Genomic DNA, 12842 nt, shown 5'->3' with positions numbered 1-12842 from the left:
ACCGGACGCCCGACCGGCAGGTTCCGGGAAAGCCGCGACCGAGGAGGACAAGTGAACGACAGCTACTTCGAGTTCGGCACAGCAGCCGACCGCTGGGATCGCGCCCGGATGTTCTTCGAGGCGAAGGAGTATCTCACCGCGGCCCGGATCCTGGGTGGGCTGGTCGAGGAAGCGCCGGAGCAGGTCGCCCCGCGGCTGCTGCTGGCCCGCGCCTACTACCACTCGGCCCGGCTCGGCAAGGCCGAGACGGAGCTGCGGGCCGTGCTGGAGCGCGACCCTGTGGAGCACTACGCACGGCTCATGCTCGGTCGCACGTTGGAGCGGCAGGGACGGCAGGCCGAGGCGACACCGCATCTGCGCATGGCTGCGGCGATGTCCGGGGACTTCTGGGACGACGAGGGCGACTCGGACGTCTGAGGCGGAGCGCCTTCGGTAGGGCTGCGGGCGTGTTCGGGGGGAGTCGGCCCTTACGCACGTCGCTACCCCCTCTTCGGTCGGCCAAAATTCCGATGCGTCGAGGCTTGCCGCCGTGATAGTCCGACGAGTCATGGAAGCTCTTGTGACAACGCGGCTCGTGCTCCACCCTCTGACCCCCGCAGAGGCGGAGTACGTAGTGGAAGGCCGTCCCGGGCCGGACGCCCTCTGGGCACCTGACTATCCCAACGACGGCGACCGGGCGGGCGCGCGGCACTTCCTGGAGCACTGCGCGGACACCGGCAATCCCGAGCCGTTCGGCGCGTACGAGATCCGCCTCCGCGAGGACGGGCACGCCATCGGCGGAGTCGGCTTCCATGGCGTCCCGGACGACCAGGGGCAGGTCACGATCGGCTACGGCCTGATACCGGCGATGCGCGGCAAGGGGTACGCCTCCGAGGCTCTGCGCGCGCTGCTGGAGTTCGCCCGTGCCGAGGGTGTCGCGTCGGTCAAGGGCGACGCCGACCTCGACAACGCCGCGTCCCAGCACGTCATGGCAGCGGCCGGGATGCGCTTCGTCGGGGAGGACGACCTGCTGAGGCACTACCGGATCGACTGGACGGCCGGATCGGCGGCCGAACGCGGGGACGGAGCGGCTGCGACGGACGGAGCCGCCGGGTCCGCACCTTCTCCCCAGGTCTCGGCTCGACGTCCGTCATGACGCCGGACACCCGGGCGGCTGGACCCCTACCACGACCGAACCCGCCAGGCAGCTCCTGGCGGGTTCGGTCGTAGTGGTGTTTCGGCCGGTCAGCCGGCAGCGGTGGCCGTGCGGGATACCGTGCCACCCTCCGCCGGGACCGGGTCCGGTCCCGGCACCAGCAGCCGTTCGGTCAGGTAGCCGAAGAACAGACCGAAAGTGGTCCAGAGCGTGGCCTGAACGGCGAGGGTGGCGAGGCGGAACTCCCACAACAGGCCGGCCGGGAAGTCCTTGCCGACCTCGTTGAACGAGGGCAGGAAGGCGTAGGCGAGCCCGATGACGAGGACGTAGGCGGCGGATGCGACGATCGTCGCGTTCCAGTTGCCCAGGCGAGGAGCCAGCCGCTTGCCGAGGATGACGGCCGCAATGGCGAGCAGCACACTGAGAGCGACCATGAGGAAGAACATGGCGGTGCGTTGGCCGATCGTGTCGGGGTTGCCGACGGCCGGCGGGTTGGCCGGGTATTTGAGGAACGGCACGACGTACACGGTCAGCAGGGCGCCGAACGCGATCAGTGCGGCCGTGGCCCGGGGGCCGAACCTGCCGATGCGGCCGAGGGCGTAGCAGAAGACGAGCGCGGCGATGCCGCCGACGGCCACGCCGAAGACGAGGACACCGGTGGCGAGGCCGGCCGTGGACTGCATGGCGCGGCTGACGAGTTCCTCGCCGCCGCCGTGGTCGTGGCTGTGCGCCTCTTCGAGGGCGATCGCCGCGTCGACCCGCGACTCTCCGAGGAAGTAGGCGACGGCAAGTGCGAGCGCGCCCGCGACCAGGCCGGCCAGCATTCCGCGGACCAGCAGGGCTCTGACAGATATGGAGTTCATGAGGGGTTCCCCTGGCTTGCTCGGTATGTCAGTGGCAGGGGAAACCGAGCAGGTGGCGACCGTCGTGGACCCACTCGTGGACACCCTCGCCGGAGATGACCGCAGTGGCGCCCTGCTCGGCGCCGACGAAGTACAGCAGAACGAGCATGAGAATGCCGAAGAAGACCGCCCATGGGGCGATGGCCTTCAGCGAGATGGGAGTGATGGCGGGTGATGCGACGGCGGCGGGGGCAGCAGTCTGTGCCATGGCAGAACCTCCTGGGGGAACACGCGTCCCGATCGTGGTGCCTGAGACGACAGTGCTGGGTCTGACTTCCCGTACGGATACGGGTTCACAGTGGCGCGACCGTGCCGGATTCTCACCGGACTTCCATCACACCGTCGTCATGTTCGTCGCGACCATACCGTCTGGGAGCACCCCGCCGCCATGGCACCATCTGCCCACCCCACAGCCCCGGATGCCATGGTGTGCTTACTGAAGAGGCCACAGTTCAGGGAGTTGACGCGGGTGTTCACGGTACGGGTGATGTTGATCTCACCGGCGCTCAACGCGGCGCTGCGCGAGGCCCGCTTCGACGGCGACACCCCGCTCGACGCGTCCGGCGTCCGGCGGGCGCGTGCGGCCGCGGCCGAGGTGCCGGCTGCCGACCGCCGGGTGCACGGCTCGGACGCGCGGTGCGCCGGGACCGCCGAGGCGTTGGGGCTGCGGTCCGAGCCCGAACCTGCCCTTCGCGGCTGGGACTTGGGTCGCTGGCGCGGACAACGGCTGGCGGAGGTGAGCCGGGACGAGCCGGAGGCGGTGTCGACCTGGCTGTCCGACCCCTCGGCCGCCCCGCACGACGGTGAGTCGCTGCTGGATCTGCATGCGCGGGTGGGCGGCTGGCTGGATTCGCTGCATGGGGAGGGCGCCGATGACGGCAGCGTGCTCGCCGTGGTCGAACCCGCTGCGGTGCGGGCCGCGATCGTGCATGCGCTGGGCCTTCCGCCGCAGGCGTTCTGGCGGCTGGACGTCGCTCCGCTGACACTGACCGAGCTCAGCGGCCGGTCCGGGCGTTGGAACCTGCGTTGCGGGCGGCCCCTGAGCACCGGAACGGACCAGAACACCCCAGCGCACGGAAGGTAGCCGGGTGAGCCGTCTCCGTGACGGACCGCGGTATCACGTACGCCCCCTCCACCATGCGTCACGACGGACTGCGCCTCCCCTGTCCCGGATGAAGGGCGGGCACCCGGGACCCGACTCCCCCACACCGAACTGCTCCCCTCCGCGGCGGACCCGGCCGCGAACCCTTCCGCCCAAGCAATGCTGACAAATCGTACGTAAAATGGCCAAGGCGATCGAGCCCACCTCCTCTTCGGAAGGGCGACCGACCATGACCGATCAGACGCAGCTGAGCCGGCCCGAGACCACCCGCCCATCCGAGTCCACGCACGGAGCAGGACCGCAGAGCGAAAACCGCCGAGAAAACCGCCGGACGGAACCCGGGGCACGAGGGCGTACCACGATCGCCGACGGCGTGGTGGCGAAGATCGCCGGGCTGGCGGCCCGGAGCGTGCCCGGAGTCCAGGGCATGGGCGGAGGCTTCATCCGCGGTATGGGGACCGCGCGGGAGCGAGTGCCCGGAGCGGGAGGTCGGTCCGTCACCGGCGGGGTCAAGGTCGAGGTCGGCGAGGTCCAGACCGCGGTCGACCTGTCGATCATCGTCGAATACGGCTTCCCGATCGTCGAGCTCGCGGGCGACATCCGGACCGAGGTGATCGCCGCCATCGAGCGGATGACCGGTCTGGAGGTCGTAGAGGTCGACATCACGGTTACCGACGTGAAGCTGCCCGACGAGGAAGAGGAGGAGCAGGTGCCGGAGAGGCGAGTCGTGTAGGGGTTCGCCGGACCGGATCGCACCTGGTCGAAGGGGGTGACCATCGGCCGTGTCGTCGGCCTGAAACCTCGGCTGTCTCCCGAGGTCCGTCGGATATCCGCCTGGTACAGGGCCACTGAGGCAGCCGCACATGACGGGGGTGGCTGACCTCGATCGGAGGACCAGATGTCCACAGGAATCATTGTTGCCATCGTCGTCGTGGTGGTGGTCCTTGTCGCCCTCGCGGTGATTGTCCGGCTCGCCATTCGGCGGCGGCATCTGCGGGAGCGCTTCGGGCCCGAGTACGAGCGCACTGTTGAAGCCGGTGACAGCCGCACGGCGGCCGAGCGTGATCTGCGCGACCGCGAGCAACGTCACGACGACCTCGATCTCAAGCCGCTGCCCTCGACCGCTCGTCAGCAGTACGCGCAGGAGTGGAACAGCGTGCAGGAGCACTTCGTGGACCGTCCGCAAGAGGCGGTCGGTGAGGCGGACCAGCTGGTGACCCGGCTCATGAAGGAACGCGGTTACCCGACCGAGGGCTATGAGCAGCAGGTGAAGGATCTGTCGGTCGAACACGGGCGCACGCTGGAGCATTACCGCGCCGCCCACGAAGTCAATGCACGAGCCGGTGGCCAGCAGACGACCACCGAGGAACTGCGGGGAGCGATGGTGCACTACCGCGCACTCTTCGACGACCTGCTCACCAACGGCGACAGGCCGGGGCAGCAACACACTTGACCCGGCGCCCGCGTATACCGGCGGGCCACGGATCGAGAGCCCGTCGAAACCCATTCGGACGAGGTGAACAAGCATGCAGCGCGAACACGGTGGAGCAGGCGACCACAGCAGCGCGACCGACGCGGGACTCAGCACCGAGGATCTCGCCCGGCCCCGGGACGACCGAGACGCAGATCGTGGAACACCGCCGGCAGCGGCGGCCGCTCCCCCGCCCACCGTGGGCGCCGCCGAGGGATCCCCGTCCACGGAGCAGGCCGTGGCGGGTACACCGCACGCTTCGGCGCCGGAGCAGGGCCAGGAGAACGAGCCGCTTCTCGGTCCCGAGGAAGCCGAGGCCTTCAAGGCCAAATGGCAGGCCGTCCAGACAGCCTTCGTCGACGATCCGCAGGACGCCGTCCGTACGGCCGACGCCTTGGTCGCCGAGGTCATGCAGACGCTGGCCCGGTCGTTCGCATCCCGCAAGGAAGGGCTCGAAAGCCAGTGGGGCCGGGGTGAGGAGGTCCTCACCGAGGATCTGCGCATAGCGCTTCAGCGCTACCGCTCGTTCTTCAACCGCCTGCTCAGCACCTGATCGCGGAGTGATCGGTTGCGATCCGGGCCACGGTCTCCTGGCCCGGGTCGGGTGTGAGCGACAGCAGTCGTCGGCCACGTGGAGAAACACGATTCTCGGTGCTGTCGGCCACGGGATGGGCGGGCGGCGCCAATACGGGTGAGAACCGGGAAATGCTTCGCCCGACGAGCTCGCCGCCACTCCGCCGCACTTCGGGACGCGAGGGCAGCGTGCGAGTACGCGGGGGCGACGGATCCCGACAGCGCAGCGACCCCGCCTCCTGCAGGGGCGCTCGGGCCACGTCGGGATCCCGTCCCTCCACGCGTCGGCCCACCGACCGTACTCAGCCGCGGTACGCCTCCAGCAGGCGCAGCCAGACCTCGCTGATCGTGGGGAAGGCGGGGACCGCGTGCCAGAGCCGGTCGATGGGGACCTCGCCCGCGACCGCGACGGTCGCCGAATGCAACAGCTCGCCGATGCCCGGCCCGACGAAGGTGACGCCGAGCAGGGTCTCCCGGTCGAGGTCGACGACCATGCGGGCGCGGCCCCGGTAACCGCTCGCGTAGAGGCCGGAGCCCGAGACCGCGGCGAGGTCGTAGTCGACGGCGCGTACGCGATGGCCCGCCCGCTCCGCCTCGGCGAGGGTGAGACCGACGGACGCGGCCTCCGGGTCGGTGAAGACCACCTGAGGGACGGCCGCGTGGTCGGCGGTCGCCGTGTGGGCGCCCCAACGACCGGTCGCCTGCGGGGCACCTTGGGCGCGGGCGGCGATCGCGGCACCCGCGATGCGGGCCTGGTACTTGCCCTGATGGGTGAGGAGCGCCCGGTGATTGACGTCGCCGACGGCGTAGAGCCAGTTACTGCCCTCCACACGGCAGCTGTCGTCGACCGGGAGCCAGGATCCGGGCTTCAGGGCCACCGTCTCCAGCCCGAGGTCGTCGGTGCGCGGGGCGCGGCCGGTGGCGAAGAGGATCTCGTCGGCCTCGATGCGCTCGCCGCTGTCCAGTTCGACGGTGACGGGGCCGTCCGGGGCTGTGCGGTTGACGGAGGTGGCCGAGACGCCGGTACGGATGTCGGCTCCGGCCTCGGTCAGCGCCTCGGCGACCAGCTCACCGGCGAACGGCTCCATCTTCGGCAGCAGGCCCTTGCCACGGATCAGCATCGTGACCTGGGCGCCGAGCGCCTGATAGACGGTGGCCATCTCCACGCCGACGACCCCACCGCCGACGATCACCAGGCGGCCCGGAACCTCCTTCGCGCTGGTCGCCTCCCGGCTGGTCCAGGGGCGGGCATCGGCGGCTCCGGGCAGGTCGGGAACCACGGCGCGGCTGCCGGTGCAGACGGCGACGGCGTGCCGCGCGGTGAGCCGGTGTTCGGTGCCGTCGGGGGTGGTGACGGAAACCTGCTTCGTACCGGCCAGACGGCCCTGGCCCCGGTAGAGATCCGCACCGACGCCCTCCAGCCAGGCGACCTGCCCGTCGTCGTGCCAGTCCGAGACGTACCAGTCGCGGTGGGCAAGGACCGCGGCCGTGTCCAGTGGGCCCTGCACGGCTGCGCTGAGGCCGGGGACCCTGCGCGCGTCGGCACGGGCGACGACCGGGCGCAGCAGGGCCTTGCTGGGAATACAGGCCCAGTACGAGCATTCGCCGCCGACCAGCTCCGCCTCGACGACCGCCGTACTCAGCCCGGCCGCGCGGGTCCGGTCCGCCACGTTCTCCCCCACCGGCCCCGCGCCGATCACCACGACGTCGTATACGGCGTTTTTCACAGCATCAGCATCTGTCATGGGGACAGTCTGGTGGTGGGTGTGGGCTGCGGCCACATGGGCAGGCGGAATAGCGCAAAGGAAGCGACCGTTGTCCGGGACAGGTCCCAGCGGGCACAGGAAGAGGTACAGAAGCATGAGCACCGTAGAGCTCACCAAAGAAAACTTCGATCAGGTCGTCAGCGAGAACGAGTTCCTCCTGATCGACTTCTGGGCTTCCTGGTGCGGCCCGTGTCGGCAGTTCGCGCCGGTCTACGACGCGGCGTCCGAGCGCCACGACGACCTGGTCTTCGCCAAGGTCGATACCGAGGCGCAGCAGGAGCTGGCGGCGGCCTTCGAGATCCAGTCCATTCCGACGCTGATGATCGTCCGGGACAATGTGGCGGTGTTCGCCCAGCCCGGGGCACTGCCGGAGGCTGCTCTGGAGGATGTCATCGGACAGGCCCGGAAGCTGGACATGGACGAGGTGCGCAAGTCCATCGAGAACCAGCAGAAGGAACAGCAGCAGTAGCCTGCGCGCCCCGACTGCGGGTGGAGGAGGGCCCGGCCATCGGCCGGGCCCTCCTGGCGTTGCGGAGGCGGACAGGACCTGAGGGCCGGAAGGGGCGGCTAGAAGGGGTGGCCGGCCGGTTCGTGGCGCACAGTCGTCCAGCGCAGCTCGGTGAAGGCCTCCAGGTTGGCCCCGCCGCCGAACCGTGCGCCGGTGCCGGACGCGGCGATGCCGCCGAAAGGCGCGACCGCCTCGTCGTTCACCGTCTGGTCGTTGATGTGGACGATGCCGGTCGGGATCCGGTCCGCGAGTTCCAGGCCGAGCGCGGTGTCACGGGTGACGATGCCGAGGGAGAGTCCGTACGGGCTGTCGGCGGCCAGCGCCGCGGCCTCGTCCAGGGTCTCGAAGGACCGCACGGGGGCCACCGGACCGAAGACCTCCTCGGTGTAGGCAGGCGTGTGGTCGTCGACGTCGGTGAGGACGGTGGGGCGGTAGAACAGATCGCGGTGGGTACCACCGGCCGCGAGCTTCGCGCCGCCTGCGGTGCTCGACTCGACCAGCCGGTGGATCTTGCCGAGCTGGCCACGGTCGATGATCGGGCCCAGGTGGACCTGCTCACGGTGCGGGTCGCCGACCGCCAGCGCGTCCGCCTTGGCGACGAGCCGTTCGACGTACTCGTCGAGCAGCGAGGCGTGTACGAGGTGTCGGCCGGTGGTCATGCAGATCTGGCCCTGGTGGAAGAACGAGCCCCAACTGGCCTGGGCCACCGCGCCCTCCAGGTCGGCGTCCTCCAGAACGACAAGGGCGGAGTTGCCACCGAGTTCCAGGTGGGCGCGCTTGAGGAGCCGTCCGGCAGCTTCACCGACGGCGCGGCCCGCCGCGGTGGAGCCGGTGAAGGAGATGACCGGCACGCGCGGTTCGGCGACCAGCGCCTGTCCGGCCTCGGCGCCGCCGGGCAGGACGTGCAGCAGGTGTTCGTCGAGTCCGGCCTCGGCGAAGACCGCCGCCAGCGCGAGCCCGCCGCAGACGGCGGTGCGCGGGTCGGGCTTGAGGAGGACCGCGTTACCCAGGGCGAGTGCGGGGGCGACGGACCGGATGGAGAGGATCAGCGGCGCGTTGAACGGGGCGATCACGCCGACGACGCCGACCGGGACGCGCCGGGTGTAGGAGAGACGCTCGTCCTCGCTGGGCAGTACCTCACCGGTCGGCCGGGATGCGAGCGCGGCGGCCTCGTAGCACTCCTGGGCGGCGACGTGGAGCTCGAAGTCGGCCTTGCCGGGGATCGAGCCCGACTCCCGTACGATCCATTCGCGCAGTTCGTCGGCGTGCGCGGTGAACAGGTCGCCGGCCCGGCGCAGGACCGCGGCGCGGACGAAGTGCGGGGTGCGGGACCAGGCGTCCTGGGCGGCGGCCGCGGACCTGGCGGCCGCGGCGATGTCCTCGGGCGCGGCCAGCGTGACACGTCCGAGCACCTCGCCGGTGGCGGGCTCGACGACGTCCGACTCACCTCCCGCAAGCGTGCGGGACTGCCAGGCCTTGGGGTCGAGCAGGGACATGAAGACTCTCCAGTCGATCGGTTCGAGCGGTGGTCCCATGCGGTGGGGCGCGGGGGTGCGGGGTGCGGCCGCGGGTTCGCGGGACGACGCGATCCGGCGCAACCGTGCGAACTGCGTTCGGCGATCGAACGTGACCTCGCTCGGTTGAACCTGCAACATCGTAGCCACGCGGCACCCACCGACAAGGGAATTGATCGAACTGCTGCTCCCTTTTGCGCCCGCCGTTCCGTGCTGACCTCACTCAGCGACGGAACCTCCCAACTCTCCATCAGTGGAAGGAAGTTCCCTGCGTCCCGGCTCAGCCTTGGGTCTTCCGCTCCGAGACCCTGACCGAGAGGCCGTAGTCCAGTTCGGCGCCGTCGATCAGCAGGGCCTCCACGGTCCGGGTCACCGGATCGATGTCCGCCACCATGCCCTCCCCGGCGTACCGGGGGTAGCCCGAGGCCCCCGTCTCACCCGTGGCCTCCACGACGGCCGAGCGGATGACGGCGACGGAGTCGGGAGCCTCGGTGTGCTCGGTGTCGTCGGTGGCTTCCGGGCGTTCGGGGGCTTCGGCCGGTTCGGTCCTGGTGTCGGTGAACCCGGGGACGAGCAGGATCTCGTAACTCTGCGGATAGCTCATGGTCATGACGCTAAGCAAGCGACGCGCGGCGCGCACGTTGCCGCGCTGCCGTGTTGCAGTGCCGGGCAGGCCACCCCATGTCCCGCCGCCGGTGAGCCCGACGACCACGCCCCGCCGCCTCAGCTCGACTCGCGGGGGATCGCCCGCGCACTCAGCAGGTCGTGCCGCTCGGGCTCGCTCCCCGGGTTCCGCACCAGCCGGTCGACGAGATCGGCCAGTGGCTGCGCCGTCGCCAGTTCCATCCGCACACTGCTCAGCCGGGGCCTCAGCAGCCTGCCCAGCATCAGATCCTCGGCTCCGATCACGGCGGTCTCGCCGGGCACCTCGATGCCCGCGTCCTGGAGCGCCCGCATCAGAAGCATCGCGTAGTCGTCGTTGTACGCGAACACGGCGTCGAGTCCGAGCGTGCGCCAGCGCGCGGCGAGGGCAGCGGCCGGCTCCTCCTCGTACCGCAGGGGCAGCGGTTCGATACGGGCTCCGCCACCGGCCGCGGCCCGCCGGGCTCCGGCCAGCCGGGGTTCGGCGAACACGCCGACGCCCCGTTCCTCGGGCATGACCACTCCGATCCGGCGGCGGCCGCGCTCCAGAAGATGCGTGGTGGCGCAACGGCCCACCTCCTGCTCGTCCATGACCAGGGCGTGGGCACCCTCGACCGGCTGCGGGCCGAGGGTGATCACCGCCCTGGCCCCGGAACGCCGGAGCACAGCGATGCCCTGCGGGGTGAGGGCGATCCCGCCGGGGGCGACGACGGCGACAGGGCGGAGCTCGGCCCAGGCACGGGCGGCCTCCTCGGCGTCCAGGCCGAGGCTGCCGTGCTGGACCACGGTGTAGTCGAGGCGGCGCAGGCCTGACTCGAGCTCATGGAAGAAGCGGTGGTGGAGCGGTCCGGCCGGATGGTCACCGGTGGGCAGCAGCACCATCCGGGTGTGTCCGGCGCGCAGACTTCGGGCCGCCGCGTGCGGAACGTAGCCGAGTTCGCCGGCTGCTTCCCTGACCCGACGGCGGGTCGGATCACTGATCCGCACGGACGAGTTGTTGTTGAGTACGTACGACACGGTGGCCCGGGAGACGCCTGCGAGTCGCGCCACGTCGGCGCTCGTCGGGACCGGACCTTCGGAGGGCTGCTCGGGTAACTGGCTCATGGCGTCGGGCAGTCTTCCAGACCGGTCCTGCGTGGGTACGCTCCGGGGCATGGATGACTCGTCGATGGTGGGACTGCTCGGCCGGGTGACCGGGACGGTGGGGCCGGGGCTGGTCGGCGAGGTGATCGTACGGATTCGCGGGGGCGCCGAGCACTTCCTCGCGTACCCGTCCTCACCGAAGGACCGCATGGATCCGGGGACCGTGGTGACGGTGATCGAGTATCTCCCCCCGCGCACGGTGTATGTGGCGCGCGCGTACGACAGTTGACGTGCACGCGCAGACCAGTTGAGGTGTGTGACGCACAGGCGTCGGGTCCGCGGAGTCAAGAATGCGGCAAGGTTTTGTACACCTCTTCTCCGCCGTCGCCCCCAGGAGAAGACTCCGTCTGTTCAGCAGTGCCGACGGGGCACTGCGATAAGGGGGCGCATGCCGATGGTCATCGGCGTCACGGCGGGTCTGGTTCTCGCCGCCATCATTGTGTTGATCGGCCTTTTCAAGCTGATGTGGCGAGTGGCCGAGCCGAACGAAGCACTGGTCATATCGGGCTCCAAGCACAAGACCGAAGGTCTTGGGCAGGGCATGGGGTTCCGTATCGTCACCGGGCACGGCACGCTCGTCCTGCCCGGTGTGCAAGCGGTACGGAAGATGTCTCTCGACCTCAACGAGACGGAACTGTCCGTCGACTGCGTCACGCATCAGGGGATTCCCCTGCGGGTGCGCGGTGTTGTCATCTTCAAGGTGGGCGACGACTTCGTGTCGATCGCCAATGCGGCCCGCCGCTTCCTCGACCAGCAGAAGATGATGGCGGAGCGGGTGCACAACGTGTTCGCCGGTCATCTCCGTTCCATCGTGGGCGGGTTGACCGTCGAGGACATGATCCGGGACCGGGAGAAGCTCACCGGTCAGACCCGGGCGGCGTGCGGCAGTGAGATGGAGAAGCTCGGGCTGATCGTCGATTCGCTGCAGATCCATGAGATCGAGGACCCGACCGGGTACATCAAGAATCTCGCCATGCCGCATGCCGCCGCCGTTCAGCGGGATGCCCGGATCGCGCAGGCCGAGGCCAACCGGCGGGCCACCGAGGCGGAGCAGCAGGCCGCCGCCCGGATGTCGGAGGCGACCCGCGACAGCGAGATCCTGCAGGCCGGCTACCAGGCCGAGCGGGACAAGGCCGCGGCCAAGTCACGGCAGGCAGGTCCGCTCGCCGACGCAGCGGCCCGGCAGGAGGTCGTGGTCCAGGAGACCCGGGTCGCCGAGCTGGAGGCCCAGCGGCGCGAGCAACAGCTGCAGGTCGACGTGCGGAAGCCCGCCGATGCCCAGGCGTACGAGAAGCGCACGCTGGCGGAGGGCGAGCGCGACGCCCGGATCTCGGCCGCCGAGGCGCATGCGAAGGAGACGGAGCTCGCTGCGATCGCCGAGGCCAACCGGGTGAAGACGGCGGCGATCGCCGAAGCCGAGGCGACCAAGGCGCGTGGCACCGCAGCCGCGTCGGCGACCCGGGCGACCGGTGAGGCGGAGGCAGCAGCGGCGCAGGCCAAGGGGCTCGCGCTGGCCGAGTCGACCCGGGCGAAGGGTCTGGCCGAGGCGGAGGCGATCAAGGCACGGGCCGCCGCCTTGGCGGAGAACCAGGAAGCCGTGGTCGCACAGCAGTTGGCGGAGAGGTGGCCGGAGATCGTCGAGGCCGGCGCAGGCGCCTTCAGCAGCGTCGATCACATGGTGCTGCTGAACGGGGCGGACGGCATGTCGGAGATGTTCGCGAAGGCGCTGACGATGGGTGGTACGGGGCTGGGCCTGGCCCGCCAGCTCCTGTCCACGATGAGCCAGGGCGACGGCCGGAACGATGGCCGGAGCAACGGCGGGACGGAGGCTGCACCCCCGGTCAACGGTGTCGCGCCCGCCGTCCCGCCCGCGCCGCGCAAGGAGCACATTCCGGTGACGGGTGGTCAGGAGGGCGGCGCACCCTCCTGACCGGTCGTGGCAGCTGTGGCCGGTTCTTGTCCGTCAATCACGGGCGAGTACCGGCCACAGCTCTGTGCTGTCCCGTCGAGCGGAACGGCGCGCCCGGTGCCCTCCGCAGCGCATCGGCGTCGTCCTTCCCGGTCCGCCGCGTGTTCGGCGGACCCG

The 12842-nt window shown here is 70.3% G+C and carries 15 protein-coding genes and 1 riboswitch; of the genes, 9 read left to right on the top strand and 6 right to left on the bottom strand.

The genetic code is table 11. The annotated features are described in order from the left end of the window. The first annotated feature begins 51 nt into the window (after positions 1-51). Both ACIA8E_RS12665 and ACIA8E_RS12660 read left to right on the top strand, forming a co-directional pair. Positions 52-417 carry a tetratricopeptide repeat protein gene (locus tag ACIA8E_RS12665; protein WP_399297277.1) on the top strand — a complete coding sequence of 122 codons (366 nt, stop codon included), beginning with the start codon at positions 52-54 and terminating at the stop codon, positions 415-417. Between the two features lie 130 nt (positions 418-547). Beyond that, the gene (locus ACIA8E_RS12660) at positions 548-1135 is read left to right on the top strand and encodes a GNAT family N-acetyltransferase (protein ID WP_399297275.1); all 588 of its coding nucleotides are present in this window, start codon (positions 548-550) and stop codon (positions 1133-1135) included. 89 nt (positions 1136-1224) lie between these two features. On the opposite strand, the gene ACIA8E_RS12655 is transcribed toward ACIA8E_RS12660, so the two are convergent. Further along, positions 1225-1998 (bottom strand): CbtA family protein, encoded by a 774-nt coding sequence (locus ACIA8E_RS12655; protein ID WP_399297273.1) that lies wholly within the window; start codon positions 1996-1998, stop codon positions 1225-1227. Positions 1999-2026: 28 nt separating this feature from the next. After that, positions 2027-2245, bottom strand: coding sequence for a CbtB domain-containing protein (locus tag ACIA8E_RS12650; RefSeq protein WP_030980799.1), 219 nt, complete (start codon positions 2243-2245; stop codon positions 2027-2029). A gap of 3 nt (positions 2246-2248) precedes the next feature. Further along, positions 2249-2397: riboswitch (adenosylcobalamin (AdoCbl) riboswitch) on the bottom strand. Between the two features lie 127 nt (positions 2398-2524). Between ACIA8E_RS12650 and ACIA8E_RS12645 the strand changes: the two genes are divergently transcribed. The 4 genes from ACIA8E_RS12645 to ACIA8E_RS12630 all read left to right on the top strand — a co-directional run bounded on the left by ACIA8E_RS12645 (position 2525) and on the right by ACIA8E_RS12630 (position 5163). Then, positions 2525-3121, top strand: a complete 597-nt coding sequence (locus ACIA8E_RS12645; protein ID WP_399297270.1) for a histidine phosphatase family protein — start codon at positions 2525-2527, stop codon at positions 3119-3121. A 247-nt stretch (positions 3122-3368) separates the two neighbouring features. Further along, positions 3369-3872 (top strand): Asp23/Gls24 family envelope stress response protein, encoded by a 504-nt coding sequence (locus tag ACIA8E_RS12640; protein WP_399297269.1) that lies wholly within the window; start codon positions 3369-3371, stop codon positions 3870-3872. A gap of 165 nt (positions 3873-4037) precedes the next feature. Beyond that, on the top strand, positions 4038-4592 hold the full coding sequence (locus tag ACIA8E_RS12635; protein WP_399297267.1) for a hypothetical protein: 555 nt from the start codon (positions 4038-4040) through the stop codon (positions 4590-4592). A gap of 73 nt (positions 4593-4665) precedes the next feature. Continuing rightward, positions 4666-5163, top strand: coding sequence for a hypothetical protein (locus ACIA8E_RS12630; protein WP_399297265.1), 498 nt, complete (start codon positions 4666-4668; stop codon positions 5161-5163). Between the two features lie 322 nt (positions 5164-5485). On the opposite strand, the gene ACIA8E_RS12625 is transcribed toward ACIA8E_RS12630, so the two are convergent. Continuing rightward, positions 5486-6928: a dihydrolipoyl dehydrogenase family protein gene (locus ACIA8E_RS12625; protein WP_399297263.1), complete on the bottom strand. Its 1443-nt coding sequence runs from the start codon at positions 6926-6928 to the stop codon at positions 5486-5488. 115 nt (positions 6929-7043) lie between these two features. Between ACIA8E_RS12625 and trxA the strand changes: the two genes are divergently transcribed. Next, entirely contained in the window at positions 7044-7418 is a 375-nt protein-coding gene (trxA, locus tag ACIA8E_RS12620) for a thioredoxin (RefSeq protein ID WP_399297261.1), read from the top strand. 98 nt (positions 7419-7516) lie between these two features. Here trxA and ACIA8E_RS12615 read toward each other — a convergent pair whose 3' ends face one another. The 3 genes from ACIA8E_RS12615 to ACIA8E_RS12605 form a co-directional block, all read right to left on the bottom strand. Then, on the bottom strand, positions 7517-8953 hold the full coding sequence (locus ACIA8E_RS12615) for an aldehyde dehydrogenase family protein (RefSeq protein WP_399297259.1): 1437 nt from the start codon (positions 8951-8953) through the stop codon (positions 7517-7519). A 298-nt stretch (positions 8954-9251) separates the two neighbouring features. After that, positions 9252-9575: a hypothetical protein gene (locus ACIA8E_RS12610; protein ID WP_399297257.1), complete on the bottom strand. Its 324-nt coding sequence runs from the start codon at positions 9573-9575 to the stop codon at positions 9252-9254. Between the two features lie 119 nt (positions 9576-9694). After that, positions 9695-10717 carry a LacI family DNA-binding transcriptional regulator gene (locus ACIA8E_RS12605; RefSeq protein ID WP_399297255.1) on the bottom strand — a complete coding sequence of 341 codons (1023 nt, stop codon included), beginning with the start codon at positions 10715-10717 and terminating at the stop codon, positions 9695-9697. Between the two features lie 49 nt (positions 10718-10766). Between ACIA8E_RS12605 and ACIA8E_RS12600 the strand changes: the two genes are divergently transcribed. Together ACIA8E_RS12600 and ACIA8E_RS12595 are read left to right on the top strand one after the other, a co-directional pair. Beyond that, positions 10767-10985 carry a hypothetical protein gene (locus tag ACIA8E_RS12600; RefSeq protein WP_399297254.1) on the top strand — a complete coding sequence of 73 codons (219 nt, stop codon included), beginning with the start codon at positions 10767-10769 and terminating at the stop codon, positions 10983-10985. Positions 10986-11144: 159 nt separating this feature from the next. Next, a complete protein-coding gene (locus ACIA8E_RS12595) occupies positions 11145-12686 on the top strand; it encodes a flotillin family protein (protein WP_399297252.1) in 1542 nt (513 codons plus the stop codon). The last annotated feature ends 156 nt before the right edge of the window (positions 12687-12842 follow it).

The organism is Streptomyces sp. NPDC051664, from assembly GCF_044453545.1.
In the GTDB taxonomy this organism is placed as follows: domain Bacteria; phylum Actinomycetota; class Actinomycetes; order Streptomycetales; family Streptomycetaceae; genus Streptomyces.
This window is presented reverse-complemented; position numbering and strand designations above follow the sequence as displayed.

Coding starts and splice junctions, on each gene's coding strand:
- ACIA8E_RS12660 (WP_399297275.1), top strand. CDS start 548: ATGGAAGCTCTTGTGACAACGCGGCTCGTGCTCCACCCTCTGACCCCC.
- ACIA8E_RS12655 (WP_399297273.1), bottom strand. CDS start 1,998: ATGAACTCCATATCTGTCAGAGCCCTGCTGGTCCGCGGAATGCTGGCC.
- ACIA8E_RS12650 (WP_030980799.1), bottom strand. CDS start 2,245: ATGGCACAGACTGCTGCCCCCGCCGCCGTCGCATCACCCGCCATCACT.
- ACIA8E_RS12645 (WP_399297270.1), top strand. CDS start 2,525: ATGTTGATCTCACCGGCGCTCAACGCGGCGCTGCGCGAGGCCCGCTTC.
- ACIA8E_RS12640 (WP_399297269.1), top strand. CDS start 3,369: ATGACCGATCAGACGCAGCTGAGCCGGCCCGAGACCACCCGCCCATCC.
- ACIA8E_RS12635 (WP_399297267.1), top strand. CDS start 4,038: ATGTCCACAGGAATCATTGTTGCCATCGTCGTCGTGGTGGTGGTCCTT.
- ACIA8E_RS12630 (WP_399297265.1), top strand. CDS start 4,666: ATGCAGCGCGAACACGGTGGAGCAGGCGACCACAGCAGCGCGACCGAC.
- ACIA8E_RS12625 (WP_399297263.1), bottom strand. CDS start 6,928: ATGACAGATGCTGATGCTGTGAAAAACGCCGTATACGACGTCGTGGTG.
- trxA (WP_399297261.1), top strand. CDS start 7,044: ATGAGCACCGTAGAGCTCACCAAAGAAAACTTCGATCAGGTCGTCAGC.
- ACIA8E_RS12615 (WP_399297259.1), bottom strand. CDS start 8,953: ATGTCCCTGCTCGACCCCAAGGCCTGGCAGTCCCGCACGCTTGCGGGA.
- ACIA8E_RS12610 (WP_399297257.1), bottom strand. CDS start 9,575: ATGAGCTATCCGCAGAGTTACGAGATCCTGCTCGTCCCCGGGTTCACC.
- ACIA8E_RS12605 (WP_399297255.1), bottom strand. CDS start 10,717: ATGAGCCAGTTACCCGAGCAGCCCTCCGAAGGTCCGGTCCCGACGAGC.
- ACIA8E_RS12600 (WP_399297254.1), top strand. CDS start 10,767: ATGGATGACTCGTCGATGGTGGGACTGCTCGGCCGGGTGACCGGGACG.
- ACIA8E_RS12595 (WP_399297252.1), top strand. CDS start 11,145: ATGCCGATGGTCATCGGCGTCACGGCGGGTCTGGTTCTCGCCGCCATC.